Genomic DNA, 17,404 nt, shown 5'->3' on the forward strand with positions numbered 1-17,404 from the left:
GTTATTGCTCCGCGTTCGCAGGCTTGGCCTGATCAGTGGCTGACGGGGTCGCGGTGGCGGGTTTGACATCCGGCTTCGCCCACCAGGTCATCAGGCCGATATCGGAAAGCGCCTTGGCCTTGGGATGATCGATGTGGTTCCAGTAGGCCACCCGCCAGGTTTTGATGTGCCAGTTGGGTACAACGTAAAAGCCCCACAGTAATACGCGGTCCAGCGCTTTGGTATGGATGATCAGGCTTTCCCGGGAGTCGGCGTTGATCAGACCGTTGACCAGCGTGTCGACTGCCGGGTCCTTGAGGCCCATGAAGTTGCGGCTGCCCGGATTGTCAGCGCTGGATGAGTCGAAGTACACGCGCTGCTCGTTACCGGGTGAGCTGGACTGCGGATAGCCAGTGACGATCATGTCGTAGTCCCGCGAGCGCAGGCGGTTGATGTATTGCGACACGTCGGCGCGGCGAATCACCAGCTCGATGCCCAGATCACTCAGGTTACGTTTGTAAGGCAACAGAATGCGCTCGAACTCGGTCTGGGCGATCAGAAACTCCAGCTTCACCGGGTTGCCCTGGGCATCGACCATCTTGTCGTCGACGATCTTCCAGCCCGCTTCCTGCAACAGCTGGAAGGCCCGGCGTTGCTGTGGACGGATCATGCCGCTGCCATCGGTGACCGGCAGGCTGAAGGGTTCGGTGAACACTCGATCCGGGATCTTGCCGCGCAACGGTTCAAGGATTTTCAGTTCTTCGGCAGACGGCAGACCGCTGGCGGCCATTTCCGAGTTGTCGAAATAGCTTTTGGTGCGGCTGTACGAGCCGTTGAACAGCTGTTTGTTGGTCCACTCGAAGTCCAGCAGCAGAGTCAGCGCCTCACGGACCCTGACGTCTTGAAACACCGGCTTGCGCAGGTTGAAGACAAAACCCTGCATGCCCGTCGGATTGCCATTGGGCAGCTCTTCCTTGATCAGCCTGCCGTCCCGGACTGCTGGCGTGTCATACGCAGTTGCCCAGTTCTTGGCGCTGGTTTCCACCCAATAGTCGAACTGCCCGGCCTTGCCCGCTTCCAGCGCGACGGTGTTGTCGCGGTAGTAGTCGGTGGTCAGCACATCGAAGTTGTAGAAGCCCTTATTGATCGGCAGGTCCTTGGCCCAGTAATCCTTGACCCGTTCATAGCGCACCGAGCGCCCGGCTTTTACATCGGCGACCTTGTACGGCCCGCTGCCCAGCGGGAAGTCCAGGTTGCCCTTGCTGAAGTCGCGATCTGCCCAGAAATGTTTGGGCAGCACGGGTAACTGGCCAAGAATCAGCGGCATCTCCCGATTGCCCTTGTGCTTGAATTTGAACAGCACGCGCAGCGGGTCTTCGACGACCACCTGATCGACGTCGGCGTAGTAACCCTTGTACATGGGCGACCCGTGCTCCATCAGTGTCTTGAAGCTGAACTCCACGTCTTCTGCACGCATCGGGTGGCCGTCATGAAAGCGCGCTTCCGGGCGCAGGTAGAAGCGTACCCAGCTGTTGTCCGGGGCTTTCTCGATTTTACCGGCAACCAGCCCGTACTCACTGAACGGTTCATCCAGGCTTGCACGGGCCAGGGTGTCGTAGATCAGGCCGATGTCATCTGCCGGCACGCCCTTGTTGATGAACGGGTTGAGGCTGTCGAAACCGCCGAAGCCTGCCTGGCGGAACGTGCCACCCTTGGGGGCATCCGGGTTCACGTAGTCGAAGTGCTTGAAGTCGGCCGGGTACTTGGGCGGCTCGTCGTACAGCGTCACGCCATGCTGAGGCGCAGCCTGTACCGTGCAGGCGAGGCTGGCCAACAGCAGGCCGGCCGCTTGCGCGCGCAGGGAATGCAATGGGTTCATCGGGGCTTCTCCAGAGTCTTGAGCCACCACGCACGCAGCCCCAGGGTGTAGGGCGGGGTGGTAACCATGGCGAATCGGTTGCGATAGGCAAGCCGATGATTGTTCAGATACCAGTTGGGAATGCTGTAGTGCTGAGCCAGCAGCACGCGGTCCAGCGCTCGCGCAGCCGCGACCTGTTCATCGCGGGTTTGCGCGCCGAGCAGTTTGTTCAGCAGGGCGTCGACCACCGGGTTGGCAATGCCGGCGTAGTTCTTGCTGCCGTTGATCGCGGCCTGGCTTGAATGAAAATATTGCCACTGCTCAAGACCAGGGCTCAGCGTCTGTTGCAGGGTCATGAGAATCATGTCGAAGTCGAAACGGTCCAGGCGTTGTTTGTACTGGGCGCGATCGACGGTGCGCAGCCCTGCATCGATACCCAGGCGCCGCAGGTCTTCGATGTAGGGTTGCAGGATGCGTTCGAGGTTGGGGTTGACCAGCAGGATCTCGAAACGCAGCGGTTGCTTGTCGGCGTTGAGCAAGCCCTTGTCCGACAGCGTCCAGCCAGCATCGGCAAGCAGTTTCAAGGCCTTGCGCAGGGTGTCGCGCGGGATGCCGCCGCCATCGGTTTTCGATGGGGCAAATGGCTGGGTAAACAGACTGGCGGGCAACTGATCACGATAAGGCGCCAGTAATAACCATTCAGCCCCGCTCGGCAGGCCCGTCGCGGAAAACTCGCTGTTGGGGTAATAGCTGGTCGAGCGCTCATAAGCGTCGCTGAACAGTGTGCGGTTGGTCCATTCGAAATTGAACAGCAGCCCCAGTGCTTCGCGTACGCGGATATCGGCGAAGGCCGCGCGCCGCGTGTTCATGAACAGGCCCTGAGTCTGGGTCGGTATGCGGTGCGGGATCTGCGCCTTGATTACCTGACCGTTTGCCACTGCCGGGAAGTTATAGCCATTGGCCCAGTTCTTGGCCTGATGCTCGATATAGATATCGAATTCGCCGGCCTTGAAAGCTTCGAACGCCACATCGCTGTCACGGTAGAACTCGACTTCCACCCGGTCGAAATTGTATTTGCCGCGGTTGACCGGCAGTTCCTTGCCCCAGTAATCCTTGACCCGCTCGAACACCAGCTGACGTCCGGGCTGCACGCGGGTGATGCGGTAGGGGCCACTGCCCAGCGGCGGTTCGAAGGTAGTCGCCTTGAAGTCTCTGTTCTTCCAGTAATGCTGGGGCAGCACTGGCAGTTCCCCAAGACGCAGAATCAGCAACGGATTGCCAGAGCGCTTGAAGACAAACCGGATGCGATGGCGATTGAGAATGTCGACGCGCTGCACTTCCTGCAAGGCGGTACGGTATTGAGGATGACCGTCCTTGAGCAGCGTTCGGTAGGAAAACGCCACGTCGTAGGCGGTGATGGGTTTGCCGTCGTGAAAGCGCGCCTGTGGGCGCAGGTTGAACACCACCCAGCTGCGGTCCTCGCTGTATTCCACGGACTGGGCGATCAGCCCGTAGCTGGAGGTCGGTTCATCGCCGGACGGGTCGTACTGCCCTGTGCCCACCATCAACGGCTCGTTCAGTTCGTTAACGCCGTATTGCAGGAAGTTTCCGGTCGAGACCGGGCTGCTGCCCTTGAATGTGTAGGGGTTGAGCGTGTCGAACGTGCCAAACGCCATCATTCTCAAGGTGCCACCTTTCGGCGCCTCGGGATTGACCCAGTCGAAATGAGTAAAGCTGGCCGGGTACTTGAGAACACCAAACTGCGCATAGCCATGACTTTCTGTGATGGCTGCGTTGGCGCAGAAGCTCAAGGCTAGGCTGATGGTTAGCAGGAAGGGACGTATCACGATCCGGGCGACTTGGGCTTTCGGGTCGCTAACAGTAACAGCTTGTTCCAGCTGGAAAAAGACTGCAGGTGATGGCGTCGCCGGGGCTGCATCGGCCACCCGCCCCAAGGTTATCGAAGGGCAAGTGGCCGCGGTCATCAGTGCGGCAGGTAAACGGTCAGGGTCTGACCGGGTTTGAGGGCCTGCCCGCTACGTGGATTCCAGCGCTTGAGATGTTGCATCTCGACGTTAAAGCGCTTGGCGACCAGGTACATCGAGTCGCCTTTCTGGATCTTGTACTGCATGGATTTCTTTTCGCCATCTTTGGCGCTGGCGACCGTTTTGCTGCTGGATTTGCTGGTGTCCTGCATGACCAACGTCTGGCCGACCTTGAGCTTCTTGCCGGTCAGCTTGTTCCAGCGTTGCAGGTCTTCGACATCCACCTTGTTGGCTTGCGCGATGGTGGTCAGGTTGTCACCGCTGCGCACCTTGTAACTTCGGGCACGTGACGGCTTGTCGTTGCTGGCCAACGCTTCGAACACGGGCTGTGAATTCTGCATGCCCGGCTTGACCGGTATGCTCAGTGATTGACCGACCTTCAGGCGGTTGCCGGACAGCTTGTTATTGCCCTTGAGCGAGCTGACCGTGACCTGATAGCGACTCGCCAGGCTTTCCAGAGTATCGCCCTTGCGTACGCGGTAAGGCTGCCAGGCAACCAGTTCTTCCTGTTTCATGGTAAGCAGGCTGGCCGTCAGCAGTTGCGCCTTGGACGTCGGCACCAGCAGATGCTGAGGCCCATCGACGGTCAGGCGCTTCTTGTAGGCAGGGTTGAGCTGGATAAGCTCGTCTTCGTCAATATCGGCAGCGCTGGCGACTTTGGACAGATCGACGCGCTTGTTGAGTTCGACGACTTCGAAATAGGGCTGGTTGGCGATCGGATTGAGGTTGACGCCATAGGCTTCCGGTGACAGTACCACCTGGGACAAGGCCAGCAGCTTGGGCACATAGTCACGGGTTTCCTGCGGAAGTGGAAGATTCCAGTAGTCGGTCGGCAGGTTGAGCTTGTCATTGCGTTCGATGGCACGGCTTACTGTGCCTTCGCCCGCGTTGTAGGCCGCGAGTGCCAGCAACCAGTCACCGTTGAACATGTCATGCAGACGGGTCAGGTAATCCAGTGCGGCAACGGTCGAAGCCTGGATATCGCGACGTCCGTCGTAAAAACTGGTCTGGCGCAGGTTGAAGTAACGCCCGGTAGAAGGGATGAACTGCCACAGGCCTACAGCCTGGCTGCGTGAAACGGCCATCGGGTTGTAGGCACTTTCGATGACCGGCAGCAGGGCCAGCTCCAGCGGCATGTTGCGTTCTTCAAGGCGCTCGACGATGTAATGCATGTACAGGCTGCCACGCTCGCCAGCGTTTTCCAGAAAGGAAGGGTTGTTGGCGAACCACAGGCGCTGCTGATCGATACGGGGGTTCTGATCGTTGCCTTGTTGCAGTTGAAAGCCCTGACGCATGCGCTCCCACACATCTTGTGGCGGGGCGAGGGGAGTAGTGGGCTTGTGAGACAGGAAAATCGGTTTTTGCTTGATGCCGGCGGCCAGATTAGGCGTGCGATGGCTGCTGACCGGGTCGACGCTGGCAGTGCTCTGGCAACCGGCCAGAAGCGCACTCGCGGTGACAGCCATGGCCTGAGCCAACCGAGTCAATGCGTCCGAATGTGAAGGCTTGCTGATAGATGACGACATTGTTCGGGGGGTACATCCAGACGAAAATGTCGGGCGATTCTAGGAAGCAGCCTGCCGTCGGTCAACCTTTCAGAATTTTATTGCGGTTTTATGGTCGGGTCAGAACTTATCTTTCCATGCCCTCAAGCTGGCAAAGACCGCACTCTGCGAGGTGTTTTGCCCGCCGCTCCGTTCGTCCGCTTTTTCTTTAACAGATGTTTCCCGGGTTCGCAGGAACGGGTTGGTGCGTTTTTCCAAGGCCAGGTTTGAAGGAAGGCTGATGCGATTTTCGTTGCGCCAGCGGGTGACTTCGGCGAGGCGTTGGGCAATATCCTGATTATCTGGCTCGACGGCCTGGGCGAAGCGCAGATTACTCAGCGTGTATTCGTGGGCGCAATAAATCAGCGTGCTGTCCGGCAGTTTGGCCAGACGGTCGAGGGAGTCATGCATCTGCTCTGGCGTACCCTCGAACAGGCGCCCACAGCCTGCAGCGAACAGTGTGTCGCCGCTGAACAGCAAGGGCGTTGTAGCGTCTTCATGATAGAAGGCGATATGACCGAGCGTATGACCGGGAACTGCATGCACCACAAACTCAAGGCCAAGCACTGTCAGTCGGTCATGGTCGACCAGTGCGATATCGCGTGCCGGAATAGTCTCAGCCGCAGGGCCGAGTACGCGTGCCCGGGTCGCCTGCTTGAGTTCCGCCACGCCGCCGACATGATCATTATGGTGGTGGGTGATGAGAATATCGGTCAGCCGGTAGTCCGGATGCTCCGCCAGCCAGCCCAGCACCGGTTTCGCGTCGCCAGGATCGACCACGGCGCATTGCTGGCTCGAAAGGTCTTGTAACAACCATATGTAGTTGTCATTGAAAGCAGGAAGGGCGTGGATCTGTATCATGGCGCAGTTCGCATAGCGGCGGACAATGGTGCATCTTAGAGTCTGTTGCCGCTGTACGCGAGCACCTCTGGAGGAGAACTCATGACCGATGAAGCGTTCGCTCAGGCTGATCCTGAGTGGCTTGCATTGATCCGCGCTGCCCGTGAATGGCTTTCGGGGCCGCTGGGGCAGCTTCTGCTCGAAGAGGAACGGCGTATTCTCGACGAAGAACTGGGGCGGTATTTCGGCGGCTATCTGGTGCATTACGGCCCGTCGGCGCAAGCACCGCCGGTTGCCCCGCAGGTGCAGCGCAATGTGCGGCTCGGCGCACCGTTGCCGGGCGTCGAGATTGTCTGCGAAGAGCAGGCCTGGCCACTGAGCGAGCACGCGGCGGATGTCGTGGTACTGCAACACGGCCTGGATTTCTGCCTCTCGCCCCACGGGCTGCTGCGCGAAGCGGCCAGCAGTGTTCGGCCGGGCGGGCACTTGCTGATTATCGGCATCAACCCCTGGAGCGCCTGGGGTATGCGCCACGTATTCGCTCGGGATGCGCTGCGCAAGGCGCGCTGCATCTCATCCTCGCGGGTCGCCGACTGGCTGAACCTGCTGGGCTTCGCGCTGGAGAAACGGCGCTTCGGATGCTATCGTCCGCCCCTTGCTTCAGCGGCATGGCAGTCACGCCTTTCTGGGCTCGAAAGCCTCGGCGAGGGACGTCAGAGCCCCGGTGGCGGCTTCTATCTTCTGGTGGCGCGCAAACTGGTGGTAGGCCTGAGGCCTGTACGTCAGGTACGCCGCGACCCTATCGGCAAGCTGATTCCCATGCCGATGGCCAAGGTCAGTCGCAACACTCAGGATCATTCCTGAGCAATGCCATGCTGCACACGAAGCCCATCATTCTGGAAAGGTCGTAATGAGCGATAGCGTTGAACTCTTCACCGACGGTGCCTGCAAGGGCAATCCTGGCCCGGGCGGGTGGGGCGCCCTGCTGGTGTGCAAGGGTGTCGAAAAAGAGCTATGGGGTGGCGAAGCCAATACCACCAACAACCGCATGGAGCTGACGGGTGCCATTCGCGGGCTCGAAGAGCTCAAGCGTCCTTGCGAAGTGACGCTGGTGACCGACTCTCAGTACGTGATGAAAGGCATTACCGAGTGGATGGTCAACTGGAAGAAACGCGGCTGGAAAACCGCGGCCAAGGAGCCGGTCAAAAATGCCGATCTGTGGCAGCTTCTGGATGAACAGGTCAACCGGCATACCGTGAAATGGCAGTGGGTACGAGGCCATATCGGCCATCCCGGCAACGAGCGTGCCGACCAGCTCGCCAACCGTGGCGTTGACGAAGTGCGTGGCATAAAGAGCTGATAGTCGTCAGTCGACGTTCAATCAAAGACTCTGTACGAAATCGAGAATGACATTGCCTGCCGCGTGCGGTGCCACGAGCACGCGGCCCGGTATGTCACGATACGGTGTTTCATGACCCTGTATTTCATGGCCCTGTATTTCATGACCCCGTATTTCATGATAAGCCACGTCATTACGCGCCAGTATCGCGCGTAATGCACTGAGGCTCGTGGTGTGCAGCCGAATGGCAATCGCATGGGGGCGCTCACTGGCAATTGCGGGTAGTTCGACGCCCGGAAATTCCAGGGCAGCTGTCGCCGCGTCGATGGCACGCAATACGCCGCATCGGGTATCAGCCTCCAGCACAGTACCGTTGTATTTCACTGCATCGCCATAGATAGCTCGCCAGCGGGGTTCAAGCCGTTTGGGGTCTGCCAGATAAGTGATTGCCAGAATCCCGTCTGCGCCATTGGGGTGGTTCTGCCAGCCACGCACCCAGATCAGTTCAGGACGATGCTGATGGCAGATAAAGTTGGAGGCGTCCGGGAGTTCCGGGTCGATGAAGAGCGCCAACGAAACAACAGCTTCATCGTCGCGACCATCGGGGAGCGTCATTTTTCGACGAAAATCAATACGGCCCTGGCTTTCAAGCCCTGCAGCCGCCATACGCGCGTGGTCAGCGTCGGCATCTTTACTGTGCAGCGCCACCAGCGAAACGCCTTCCTCGCCTCGGTCGAGGAATTGACCCAACTGACGTCCGAAGCAGAAACCGTTTACCGGGTTGGTGCCGAATTTCGAAGCATCTTCGACGCCGATCAATTCGATGAAGTTACTGGGAAACATCATCAACGAGGTGACGGTTCCCCAAGGGTGGTAGCTGACCGGCGAAGGTGCGAAGCCGATTCTGCGGTAGAGCTCCAGAGCCTCGGCATGATTGCGCACGGTGACAAGAGGATGATCGATACCCTGCGCAAATTGAGCAACGGCTGTCATGGTAATAGCTCTTGATTAGCCTTTGGATTTTGTCGTAAAGGTCGCCAGAAAAGCAGGGGCATTACCCACCACCTTTGCCGGTGTGCCAGCGACGACCGTTCCAGCGCCCACAGCTTTGAGTACGACCGAGTTGGCCGCCACAATGGCATTGGCCCCTACTTCGATGTTCCCCAGAACGGTTGCTCCGGCGCAAATCAGTGCGCCTCTGCGGATTTTCGGGTGTCGGTCGCCTGCTTCGTTGAGAGTGCTGCCCAGCGTGACACCGTGCCAAAGGCTCACTTGATCTTCGACTACAGCGGTTTCCCCGATGACAAGGCCGATGCCGTGGTCGACAAACAAGGATTTGCCGAGCCGCGCCGCCGGGTGAATATCGATGCTCCAGGTGTTGGCCGCCCAGTTCTGTACTAGCACCGCGCTTTGCTCATCGCCCTCAGCCCACAGTGCATGGGCGATGCGGTATGCCTGAACGGCCTGTATGCCACGGAAGGTCAGAAAGGCCGTGAGGTGATCCGGGCAGGCAGGATTGACTGTTTCCAGATGGTTGATATCGGCAGCTGCTGCCTGAGCGATGGACGGCCTGGCCTTTATGATCGCCTTGAACCAGTCTTCCAGCGCCACGTTACTCGCTTGGGCCTGCATCTGTCGGGCAAGGTTCGCAGCGAGCGCATCCTCGAAAGTCGAATAGGCCAGCAGGTGGCTTGTCGCATAATCGCCGAGTACCGGGTTGCGCTCGGTCAGTTGCCGGGCTTGATCGCGAAGGCGCTGCCAAAGAGGGCTCATATCGATCTCCTGTTGCCGATGGGTCGAGTATGGACACGCGGCAGACGCGTCAGCAATCATCGCAAACTCGGAACTCTGTTGCCTTTATCGCAACTCATGGTGCAACTCGGGAGGCGTGCGAGTTCCGGGTAAAATCGCCGAATCCGTTGTATCCCTGCAGCGCCCGCTGACGTTTATCCCTTTCAATTGCGGATGGATCCGACAGGCTCGCAGCTTCCATGGCGTGTTAGAATCGCGGCCTGTAGATGAGGCGACAGTCAATGGCATTGCAAAACCTGGATAACAGATCAATCGTTCTCGATACCGAAACCACCGGTATGCCGGTGACAGATGGTCACCGGATCATCGAGATCGGTTGTGTCGAGTTGATTGGCCGGCGCCTGACCGGTCGGCATTTTCACGTGTACCTGCAACCTGATCGCGAAAGTGACGAAGGCGCGATTGGTGTTCACGGTATCACCAACGAATTTCTGGTCGGCAAGCCCCGGTTTGCCGAAGTCGCCGATGAATTTTTCGAATTCATCAAAGGCGCGCAACTGATCATTCACAACGCAGCGTTCGATGTTGGCTTCATCAACAACGAATTTGCCTTGATGGGTTCGCAGGACAGGGCTGATATCACCCAGCACTGTTCGATCCTCGACACCCTGATGATGGCCCGCGAGCGCCATCCGGGGCAGCGCAACAGTCTGGATGCCCTGTGCAAGCGCTACGGCGTCGACAACTCGGGCCGCGAGCTGCACGGCGCACTGCTCGACTCTGAAATTCTGGCCGACGTCTACCTGGCGATGACCGGCGGGCAGACCAGCCTGTCGCTGGCTGGTAATGCCTCTGACGGCAACGGCTCCGGCGAAGGCTCTGGCAACCGAGGCAGCGAAATCCGCCGTTTGCCTGCCGATCGCAAACCTTGCCGCATCATTCGTGCTTCGGAAAGTGAACTGGCCGAGCATGAAGTCCGTATGAGCACCATTGCCAAGGCATCCGGTGCACCTGCTTTGTGGGTACAAATGCTGGAAGCCGCAGCGCAGACGTCCTCCTGACAGCAACCAGCGAGTGGTGACATGAACCTGGCAAACCCTGCCTTGAGCATTCGGATCGCAGACGAATGCTTCGAGGACTACATTCTCAATAGCGAATTCACGTTTACAGTGCTTGGCTATGCCCAACCGCGTATCGGCGAAAGCGTTGATTCATGGCAGGTTGAGCTGGTCGAGCCGTACAGCAAGAATTATGGTATCGATTCTCAGGAGTTTGCCGATCATCGCGATGCCGCCACGAGTTCGGTGATGGTAGCCTGGCTGGATGACCGCCCGGTTGGCCATATCGTGATGAGCACTCACTGGAGCGGGTTCGCCTACATCGATGAATTGGCGGTAGACGAGTCGGCGCGTCGTCATGGGGTCGCGCGCTCATTGCTCGATGTCGCTCAATTCTGGAGCCGCAAGCGCAATCTGCCCGGCATCGTTCTGGAAACCCAGAACAATAACCTGGGTGCCTGCAGGTTGTATGAGCGTTGTGGATACGTGGTAGGCGGGGTGGATCATATGCGCTATAGAGGCATAGATCCCAACACACGTGAAACGGCGATTTTCTGGTATCTGATCTTTTCTGACTAGCAACTTCCCGCTGGCAGCGGCAGCTCGAGCGGGAGTTCTGCCTGTATTACGACGGTGTACGGGTGATTTTTACGCCTGATTGCACCAGTTGAAAGTCTTCACCGCCCAGATGCTTGACCCGGTCACCAATTGCCAGTCTGTAAGTGATTACCGGCTGCCCGCCCTGCACCTCACCCGGCTGCGATTCCTGGAATTCATGGACCGGGTAGACGCGACCTTCGGCGTCTCTGGCATGAAATTGTCCGACGAGAACTGAAGCCATTTGCTCTGTAACCTCTGAAACTGAATATAACTGCTGGTTTACGAATCCATCGAGGCTAGTAGACCACTGATCCATAGGTGAGTTTGCCGACGGGAAAAAAATAATCCGAGCGGTTCTGGCGCGTCGGGGAATTGACCAGAGCAATGGTCGTCTAAACGCGGCTGTTGTTGTATACCTGATCTTCCCTATTAATCAGATGACGGATATTTTCATGAGCCAGGTTCATACCATTGCCGTATTGGTCGGCAGTCTGCGAAAAGACTCCATCAACCGAAAAATTGCGCTTGCCCTCGCGGAGCTGGCACCTGCCAGCCTTAAACTTAATATCGTCGAAATTGGCGATTTGCCTCTGTATAACGAAGACATTGATGGCGCTTCTCCGCCGCCAGCCTACAGTGCATTTCGCGACCAGTTGGGCGCTGCCGACGGCGTGCTTTTTGTAACACCGGAATACAACCGTTCGGTGCCGGGTGCCCTGAAAAATGCCATTGATGTGGGCTCGCGTCCTTACGGCAAAAGCGCTTTCAGCGGCAAACCCGGCGCGGTCATAAGCGCTTCTCCGGGTGCTGTCGGTGGCTTTGGTGCCAACCATCACCTGCGCCAGTCTCTGGTATTTCTGGACGTGCTGTGCCTTCAGCAGCCTGAGGCATACCTGGGTGGCGCTGGAAGCTTTTTCGATGAAGCGGGCGCTCTGTCCGACAAGACACGGCCATTTCTGGAGAAGTTCATCAACGCCTTCGCTGCATGGGTTGAAAAGAACGTCCAGCCTTCCGTTAATTGATGTGAGCGACGTGCGCCTGCGGACCCATTGCTTTATGTAACGCAGGCGCGTCGTGCTACCTCAATAAGCTGTTTCCTTTTCCTCTGCCACGTGCCCCGGCGCAGTGAGCGATGAGGGCTATTCAAAGGAAACAGCACATGCCAACAGTACTTCCCTATTTTTTCAGCGACTCTCTGCGCAGCCGATTCACACAGGACATTCATGACGCAGTCGGCAGCTCACGCATCAGCAGTGAAGATGGCAAGTGGCTGCAATTATTGGTCGGAGTAAGTGTTGAGCCGAACAGCGATGCACCCCTTCCAAGAGCTGATCGGCTGATCATAGGCGACAACTCGCCCGATAATGCCGAACTTGCGGGTGCCTTGTTAATCAGTGACCCCACTCCAGGTGCCGCGCCAGTCTTTTTGAGTACCCTGACCTTCGGGATCGAGCGATTCGAGAGCCGCACTTCGCTGCTAATTGCCTTGCAGCAGCGGTTTGGCGACGTCAGCAATATATCGACTATCGAGGCAGAGCGTGTCGAGGGCTCGCTCTTCGAAGCGCGCACGCTGGCGGTCATGCGCCAGCAGGCCGGGCATCTGGAACGCCTGTTGGTCCAGTTGCAGAAGCTGCCGGACCTGCGAGCTGCGGCAGGCAAGGCCTTGCAGACGGCGTTAGTGCAGAGAGGCGTCGCAGACAGCGTCGACGTTTTCAGTCAGGTGGTGCAGATTCTGGGCACTGACCCCGGAGCCAATCCGGTGGTGTCATCGGTAGTGGGCACCCAGTATCTGGCTGATGCTGCTGTGCAGGCATTTTCCCTGAACGTTCTTCCGACGGGTCTGATACGGCAATTTCTGGATGCGCGGGGCCTTGTCTTGCCGCAAGCGCAGAGCGAGCTTTTCGAGCTGGCGCTGGCTGACGTGGTTTCGGGAGTCCGCGATGCATACGAGCAATTGCTGTCTGATTACTGGATGTCAAAACGACAGGACGGCCGTACAGTAAGAGACTTTATTGGTCATGCGCTCGCTGAGTGTTTTCTTCAGCATCTTTTATCGAGCCGGGCACATGGCACGATGACTGAAGCAGAGTATCGCTGTTTGCTCAGCCTGTTACCCTCGCAACCTGGCAATGCACAGTCGATACGCGTTCAACGGTTGTCAGTCACCGTTGCGGGGCAGGAGCCTGTCAAGCTGGTGGGCGTGTTCCTGATTGATTTTCCCGCAGAACAGCCGTCGAGTGCGTTTCTCTACTTCTCGCTGTCGGGCTTCTTGCGCTTTGATGATCCGGCTCGTGCAATAGCGCACGTACTGAGCGACCCCTCACGTGCCGAGCTGCTGTTTTATTCATCCTTGAACGATCACCTTGCCATTAAAGAGAAGGGTAAGGTCGAGTCGTATCAGGATGCGTTCGCCAACGTGTTTTTCAATGAATTCGCTGACTCTGTGATCGCTCTGCAAAAGCGCAATCTGCGTTATGTCTTGGGCCTGCCACCGATCCAATACGAAAAAAATCCGGTCCGGGTTGATGATGCACTGGACATTCGCGGACTACTGGATGGCCGGCTATCAAACCTCCACGACTCAGGGCGCTGGCGTCCGGAAGTGCTGCCTTTTGGCCAAACCTGGGGGGCCTCGATCCAAGCTAACGTGGGGGAGCATCCGGATCTTGTTTCCGAGCCTTCTTACAACTGGATTGGCAAACTGAAGAAGCTTGATGTGTTGCTTGAGCGCGTTGATGTTCTGCATGCCGGTGTAGAGGGCTGCATGCGCCACGCGCTGAACCGTTATCTGGCTGTAATTGGAGGACCACCTCTGGATGCCCGGGCCCTTTGGATCTTGCCGGCTGCCGTGGATGCGGTGCCTGTGCGGCTGCTTTCTTTGGCGCTTGACCGCGTTTGCGGCTACACGCAGGACCCCCTGTCAGACAGCGTGGTGGTGGCAGGGCTGATAACTCCGGTTCTGAATCGGCCGTTGCAACGTCTGCCGTTGGCATTGCTCGAACACATACTGGTCTGTGTACAGGAAGAGTTTGCTCGCCGTTTCGAAGAGCAAATCAGCCAATTCTATTCACGTACGGTTCGTCAGCTGGATAGCAGCGAGCGCCCCGGTGTGATATCCGGCCTGGTCCGCGAGTATGCACTGCGCCTGGAATTGCTTGTTGAAAAGCGTACAGGTTTGCTTCCCGAGTCGGTCATCGAGAGCGTTCAGCAATTACTGGACCGGCCACTGCCTGGTCTCAGGGAGGCGCTGGGTGAGTCACAGGTCGATGCGTTCACCGTTTCTGTTCAGTTCGATCCTGAATCACCTGCAATCCAGGTGCCCAACGCGTTCGTGATCAATAACAGGCTTGCTCACAGCTCGCCCGCTCTGTGGGTACTGAGCAAGGGACTTGTAATTTTCGAAACCCTGCAGGCACTGAAAGACTATGTTGCTGCGCGGTTGACAGGTTTCGAACTGGTTTCGCACTTGTCGGGGGTTCTTGCCGAGCCGGACAGGCAGAGGCTGCTTGATCATCGTACCCGGACTGGCACGCTGGATCTCAAGGTAAAACTGCAACGCATTGAAGAGCATTTCATCGAAACGTTACAACGTGGCGAGGTGGAGCGTCAGCGAAGCACCGTGGCGTATCTTTATCAGCAGGCCGTGACCTGGCGGGTACCGTCAGAACTTTTCGTCAACCTGCTGAGTGCAGGAGAGCGCGATGACCGAAATCGCCAGGCTCTTGGCTATCTGGGCGTTGCCATCCAGTTCATCATCTACAAAGCCATCGTCCCTTCATGGGTCAGCGAAGCGTCGGGGACTGATCAGATTACGCTGGTGAATGCCCTGCAGCGGTTCTATGTGGCCTGTGTCGGCCAGAAAGATTTTTTGTTTGATATACCCAGTCTCTATGACTACTGCTGCGAGCGACTGAAAAGCAGGTTCAACACCGATTTCACCGAGCCTCGCCCTGACCCTGAAAGCGTCCGGGTGACAATGGCGCATTACATTCCCGTCCCGGTCGCACCGGGGCAGACACCCCAGTCGATACCGGCGGCCACACAATCAGTCAGCGAAACCCTTGTGGAATATGCCATCGACCGTTTCCTGTCCAGGCAGGACGGGGTCATCCTTCTCTCATCAGCGGACGATAAGCCACTGAACGCGTCGCTCACTCCGGCTTACGTTCGTGATCTGGTGAGGTCGCTGGACATCGCTGCGGGTTACCGGAGCATGCTCGAGCCGATCCTTGCCGTGACTGCTCCTGATTACCTCAAGCGACGCAAACTGTTCGTCGATCAGATCCCTTCGCTGGATATACTGCGAGCGTTTGCGCTCAGGCTCAAGAATGAGTTGTCCGAGCAAGCTTATACGGTTATCGAAAACGTTCTGGATATGCCTGATGCCATTGCACGCCTTCCCGTCAACGGCTGCAAGATGGTATTCAGCCCCCTGCAGTTGCTCCCTGCCAAGGAAGGCTGGGAGCCGACCCTCGTACTCAATACGTATCTGATGGGGCCGCATGAAAGCCAATCGGGACCGTGGGTGCTTTACGCGCCACTGCACGACGAATTTGCTTTCAAGGAGTACCCGGACCAGGCTGCGCTGTTGAGGGACATCCATACCTCTACCTATCTTCAAGCGTACATTCTGGATCGTGTTGATCCCCATTTGCGCAAAGTCTATGACAAAGGTGGCTTCGTGGAGCCGCATCTACCTTTCAGTGCAGAATCCTCTTTTGACGTGCCCTTTGATACTCCTGCACCGGTGACCGTGCAAATCGATCCCTATAACGGTAACTGTCTGCTGCTGATGTTCGAGGGCGCTCTGGATACCCTGAAGTTACAAGTGCAACAGCACAGCGTCACTAATGCCGAACAGCGCCGCGCTGCTTCCCGGTACCTGTTCACTCTGGGGGCCGAGCAAGTCATGGCACTGATGCCGGGGCGTCTGGGTGCATTGGTTGGTATCATCCAGGGGCAGGCGCTATTGAATCTGTCGGTCATCTCGGCCGGGGGGCAGCACTGGGGCAAGGCCCTGTCGGAGTTCATGGCTGCCTTGAGCGTAATGATCTCTTCCGGGCAGAACTCTTCGGCATTCACATCACGTACGGTTGACGAGACCAGCACGTTACCGGACGACGCTGCTCTGTCCGACACGCTTTTGCAACTGGAAGATGAGCCCAATGAGTCCGGGTTTTCCTGGAGCAATAGCTCACTGACGCAGCAGATAAGAGACCGCCTGCGCGAATTCGAAGCTCATGAGATCGCCTTAGACACGCTGCAAAGGGATGAGCTGTTAAGTGTCTACCGCGATCCGGCCACCGGTAGAAAGTATGCAGCCATTGGTGGTAAGACCTATGAATTGCAGTCCGATGAGGACGGTTGGTTCATTATTGCGGGCAAGAAGATTGGCCCCTCGGTCAGTCTTGATGCCGATCAGCAATGGAAACTCGATATTCAGGGCGGGCTAAGAGGTGGCGGTGGTGCGCTTACCCGTATTGAAGGCAGCGTCATTGATGATCTGGTTGACGACCTCATAGTCATCAATGCTCGAGGTATGTCCGAGATTCGACATTCCTATCGAGAAATGGCCCAGGCCATCGAAGATGCATATGCTCAGGCTCAGCACTATCTGGAAAACTGTCTGGCCAACCTGACCAGGCGATTGCCGGACGGAAAGGCAGATCCACGGACGGAAAAGATACTGGCTGATTTTTTTGCTCAGAAGGTCCCGGATGAGCATGTGTATAAAGTCACCAAAAAGGCCGTTACCAAGATTTACGAGGAGTTGATGAGCCCTTCGATGTCGCCTATCGACTCCAAGCGTTACGTGGTCGGCATTAACCGGGTGGGCAACGAGTCCGCCAGTGCGTTTATCTTCGAAGCTGACCCATTAAGGCGGGTTTTTCTGACTGAGCAGTTCTTTCGTTTGCCTACCTACCGTTTCAAGCTCAACGTCATTCGCTCGGGTGAATTCAAGCATGGTCCGCATTATCGCGCCACGATCCTGATTCATGAGTTATCTCACCTGGTGCTCAAGACTGACGACATTGCCTATCTCGAATCTCAGGCGCCGTTTGTTGATTTACTGGATGATGCATCGGAGTATCGACTGCGCATCAGAAACGAGCTGACCTATCAACAGCAGAAGACCCTGTCCTACCACACTGACCGCGACAAACTGTTCAGGCAGCTGGATGAAGACGCGTGGCGCGACTTGAGGCGAACGGACGGTAATGGTAAGCAGACGATTCTGCGGATAGCGGGTAAGAAGACCCTAGATGAGGCTCGAGACGTGTTTTACGACGATGTTCGCAAGCGTATCGACATCACGCTTAAAAACGCCGACTCGGTCGCGTTGCTGGTGACACTGCTTGGGCGGGAGCGATTCATGCCGCGCTGACAGC

At 57.4% G+C, this 17,404-nt stretch carries 13 protein-coding genes; 6 read left to right on the top strand and 7 right to left on the bottom strand.

Going from position 1 to position 17,404, the window contains the following annotated elements:
• Position 1: 1 nt before the first annotated feature.
• The 4 genes from RYC17_RS07340 to gloB form a co-directional block, all read right to left on the bottom strand.
• Positions 2–1,858: an extracellular solute-binding protein gene (locus RYC17_RS07340; RefSeq protein WP_058408476.1), complete on the bottom strand. Its 1,857-nt coding sequence runs from the start codon at positions 1,856–1,858 to the stop codon at positions 2–4.
• Positions 1,855–3,684 (bottom strand): extracellular solute-binding protein, encoded by a 1,830-nt coding sequence (locus RYC17_RS07345; RefSeq protein ID WP_316902685.1) that lies wholly within the window; start codon positions 3,682–3,684, stop codon positions 1,855–1,857. Before RYC17_RS07345 ends, RYC17_RS07340 begins: the two co-directional genes overlap by 4 nt.
• A gap of 137 nt (positions 3,685–3,821) precedes the next feature.
• Positions 3,822–5,408, bottom strand: a complete 1,587-nt coding sequence (locus RYC17_RS07350) for a lytic transglycosylase domain-containing protein (protein ID WP_316902686.1) — start codon at positions 5,406–5,408, stop codon at positions 3,822–3,824.
• Between the two features lie 99 nt (positions 5,409–5,507).
• Positions 5,508–6,287: a hydroxyacylglutathione hydrolase gene (gloB, locus tag RYC17_RS07355; RefSeq protein WP_058401928.1), complete on the bottom strand. Its 780-nt coding sequence runs from the start codon at positions 6,285–6,287 to the stop codon at positions 5,508–5,510.
• A gap of 81 nt (positions 6,288–6,368) precedes the next feature.
• Here gloB and RYC17_RS07360 point away from each other — a divergent pair, with 81 nt between their 5' ends.
• Together RYC17_RS07360 and rnhA are read left to right on the top strand one after the other, a co-directional pair.
• Positions 6,369–7,130, top strand: a complete 762-nt coding sequence (locus RYC17_RS07360; RefSeq protein WP_058401929.1) for a methyltransferase domain-containing protein — start codon at positions 6,369–6,371, stop codon at positions 7,128–7,130.
• Positions 7,131–7,176: 46 nt separating this feature from the next.
• On the top strand, positions 7,177–7,626 hold the full coding sequence (gene rnhA, locus RYC17_RS07365; RefSeq protein ID WP_058401930.1) for a ribonuclease HI: 450 nt from the start codon (positions 7,177–7,179) through the stop codon (positions 7,624–7,626).
• A 21-nt stretch (positions 7,627–7,647) separates the two neighbouring features.
• On the opposite strand, the gene RYC17_RS07370 is transcribed toward rnhA, so the two are convergent.
• Positions 7,648–8,598 carry a VOC family protein gene (locus tag RYC17_RS07370; RefSeq protein ID WP_058401931.1) on the bottom strand — a complete coding sequence of 317 codons (951 nt, stop codon included), beginning with the start codon at positions 8,596–8,598 and terminating at the stop codon, positions 7,648–7,650.
• A 15-nt stretch (positions 8,599–8,613) separates the two neighbouring features.
• A complete protein-coding gene (epsC, locus tag RYC17_RS07375) occupies positions 8,614–9,378 on the bottom strand; it encodes a serine O-acetyltransferase EpsC (RefSeq protein WP_005782269.1) in 765 nt (254 codons plus the stop codon).
• A gap of 260 nt (positions 9,379–9,638) precedes the next feature.
• On the opposite strand from epsC, the gene dnaQ reads away from it, so the two are divergent.
• Together dnaQ and RYC17_RS07385 are read left to right on the top strand one after the other, a co-directional pair.
• Positions 9,639–10,418, top strand: a complete 780-nt coding sequence (dnaQ, locus tag RYC17_RS07380) for a DNA polymerase III subunit epsilon (RefSeq protein ID WP_002552751.1) — start codon at positions 9,639–9,641, stop codon at positions 10,416–10,418.
• 21 nt (positions 10,419–10,439) lie between these two features.
• On the top strand, positions 10,440–10,994 hold the full coding sequence (locus RYC17_RS07385) for a GNAT family N-acetyltransferase (RefSeq protein WP_002552752.1): 555 nt from the start codon (positions 10,440–10,442) through the stop codon (positions 10,992–10,994).
• A 46-nt stretch (positions 10,995–11,040) separates the two neighbouring features.
• Here the strand turns inward: RYC17_RS07385 and RYC17_RS07390 are convergent, their stop codons facing one another.
• Positions 11,041–11,256 carry a hypothetical protein gene (locus RYC17_RS07390; protein ID WP_005743892.1) on the bottom strand — a complete coding sequence of 72 codons (216 nt, stop codon included), beginning with the start codon at positions 11,254–11,256 and terminating at the stop codon, positions 11,041–11,043.
• 211 nt (positions 11,257–11,467) lie between these two features.
• Between RYC17_RS07390 and RYC17_RS07395 the strand changes: the two genes are divergently transcribed.
• Together RYC17_RS07395 and RYC17_RS07400 are read left to right on the top strand one after the other, a co-directional pair.
• On the top strand, positions 11,468–12,037 hold the full coding sequence (locus RYC17_RS07395) for an NADPH-dependent FMN reductase (RefSeq protein WP_004660698.1): 570 nt from the start codon (positions 11,468–11,470) through the stop codon (positions 12,035–12,037).
• Between the two features lie 137 nt (positions 12,038–12,174).
• The gene (locus tag RYC17_RS07400) at positions 12,175–17,400 is read left to right on the top strand and encodes a dermonecrotic toxin domain-containing protein (RefSeq protein ID WP_316902687.1); all 5,226 of its coding nucleotides are present in this window, start codon (positions 12,175–12,177) and stop codon (positions 17,398–17,400) included.
• Positions 17,401–17,404 lie beyond the last annotated feature (4 nt).

Source organism: Pseudomonas syringae group sp. J248-6 (genome assembly GCF_032586995.1).
Taxonomy (GTDB): Bacteria; Pseudomonadota; Gammaproteobacteria; order Pseudomonadales; family Pseudomonadaceae; genus Aquipseudomonas; species Aquipseudomonas amygdali.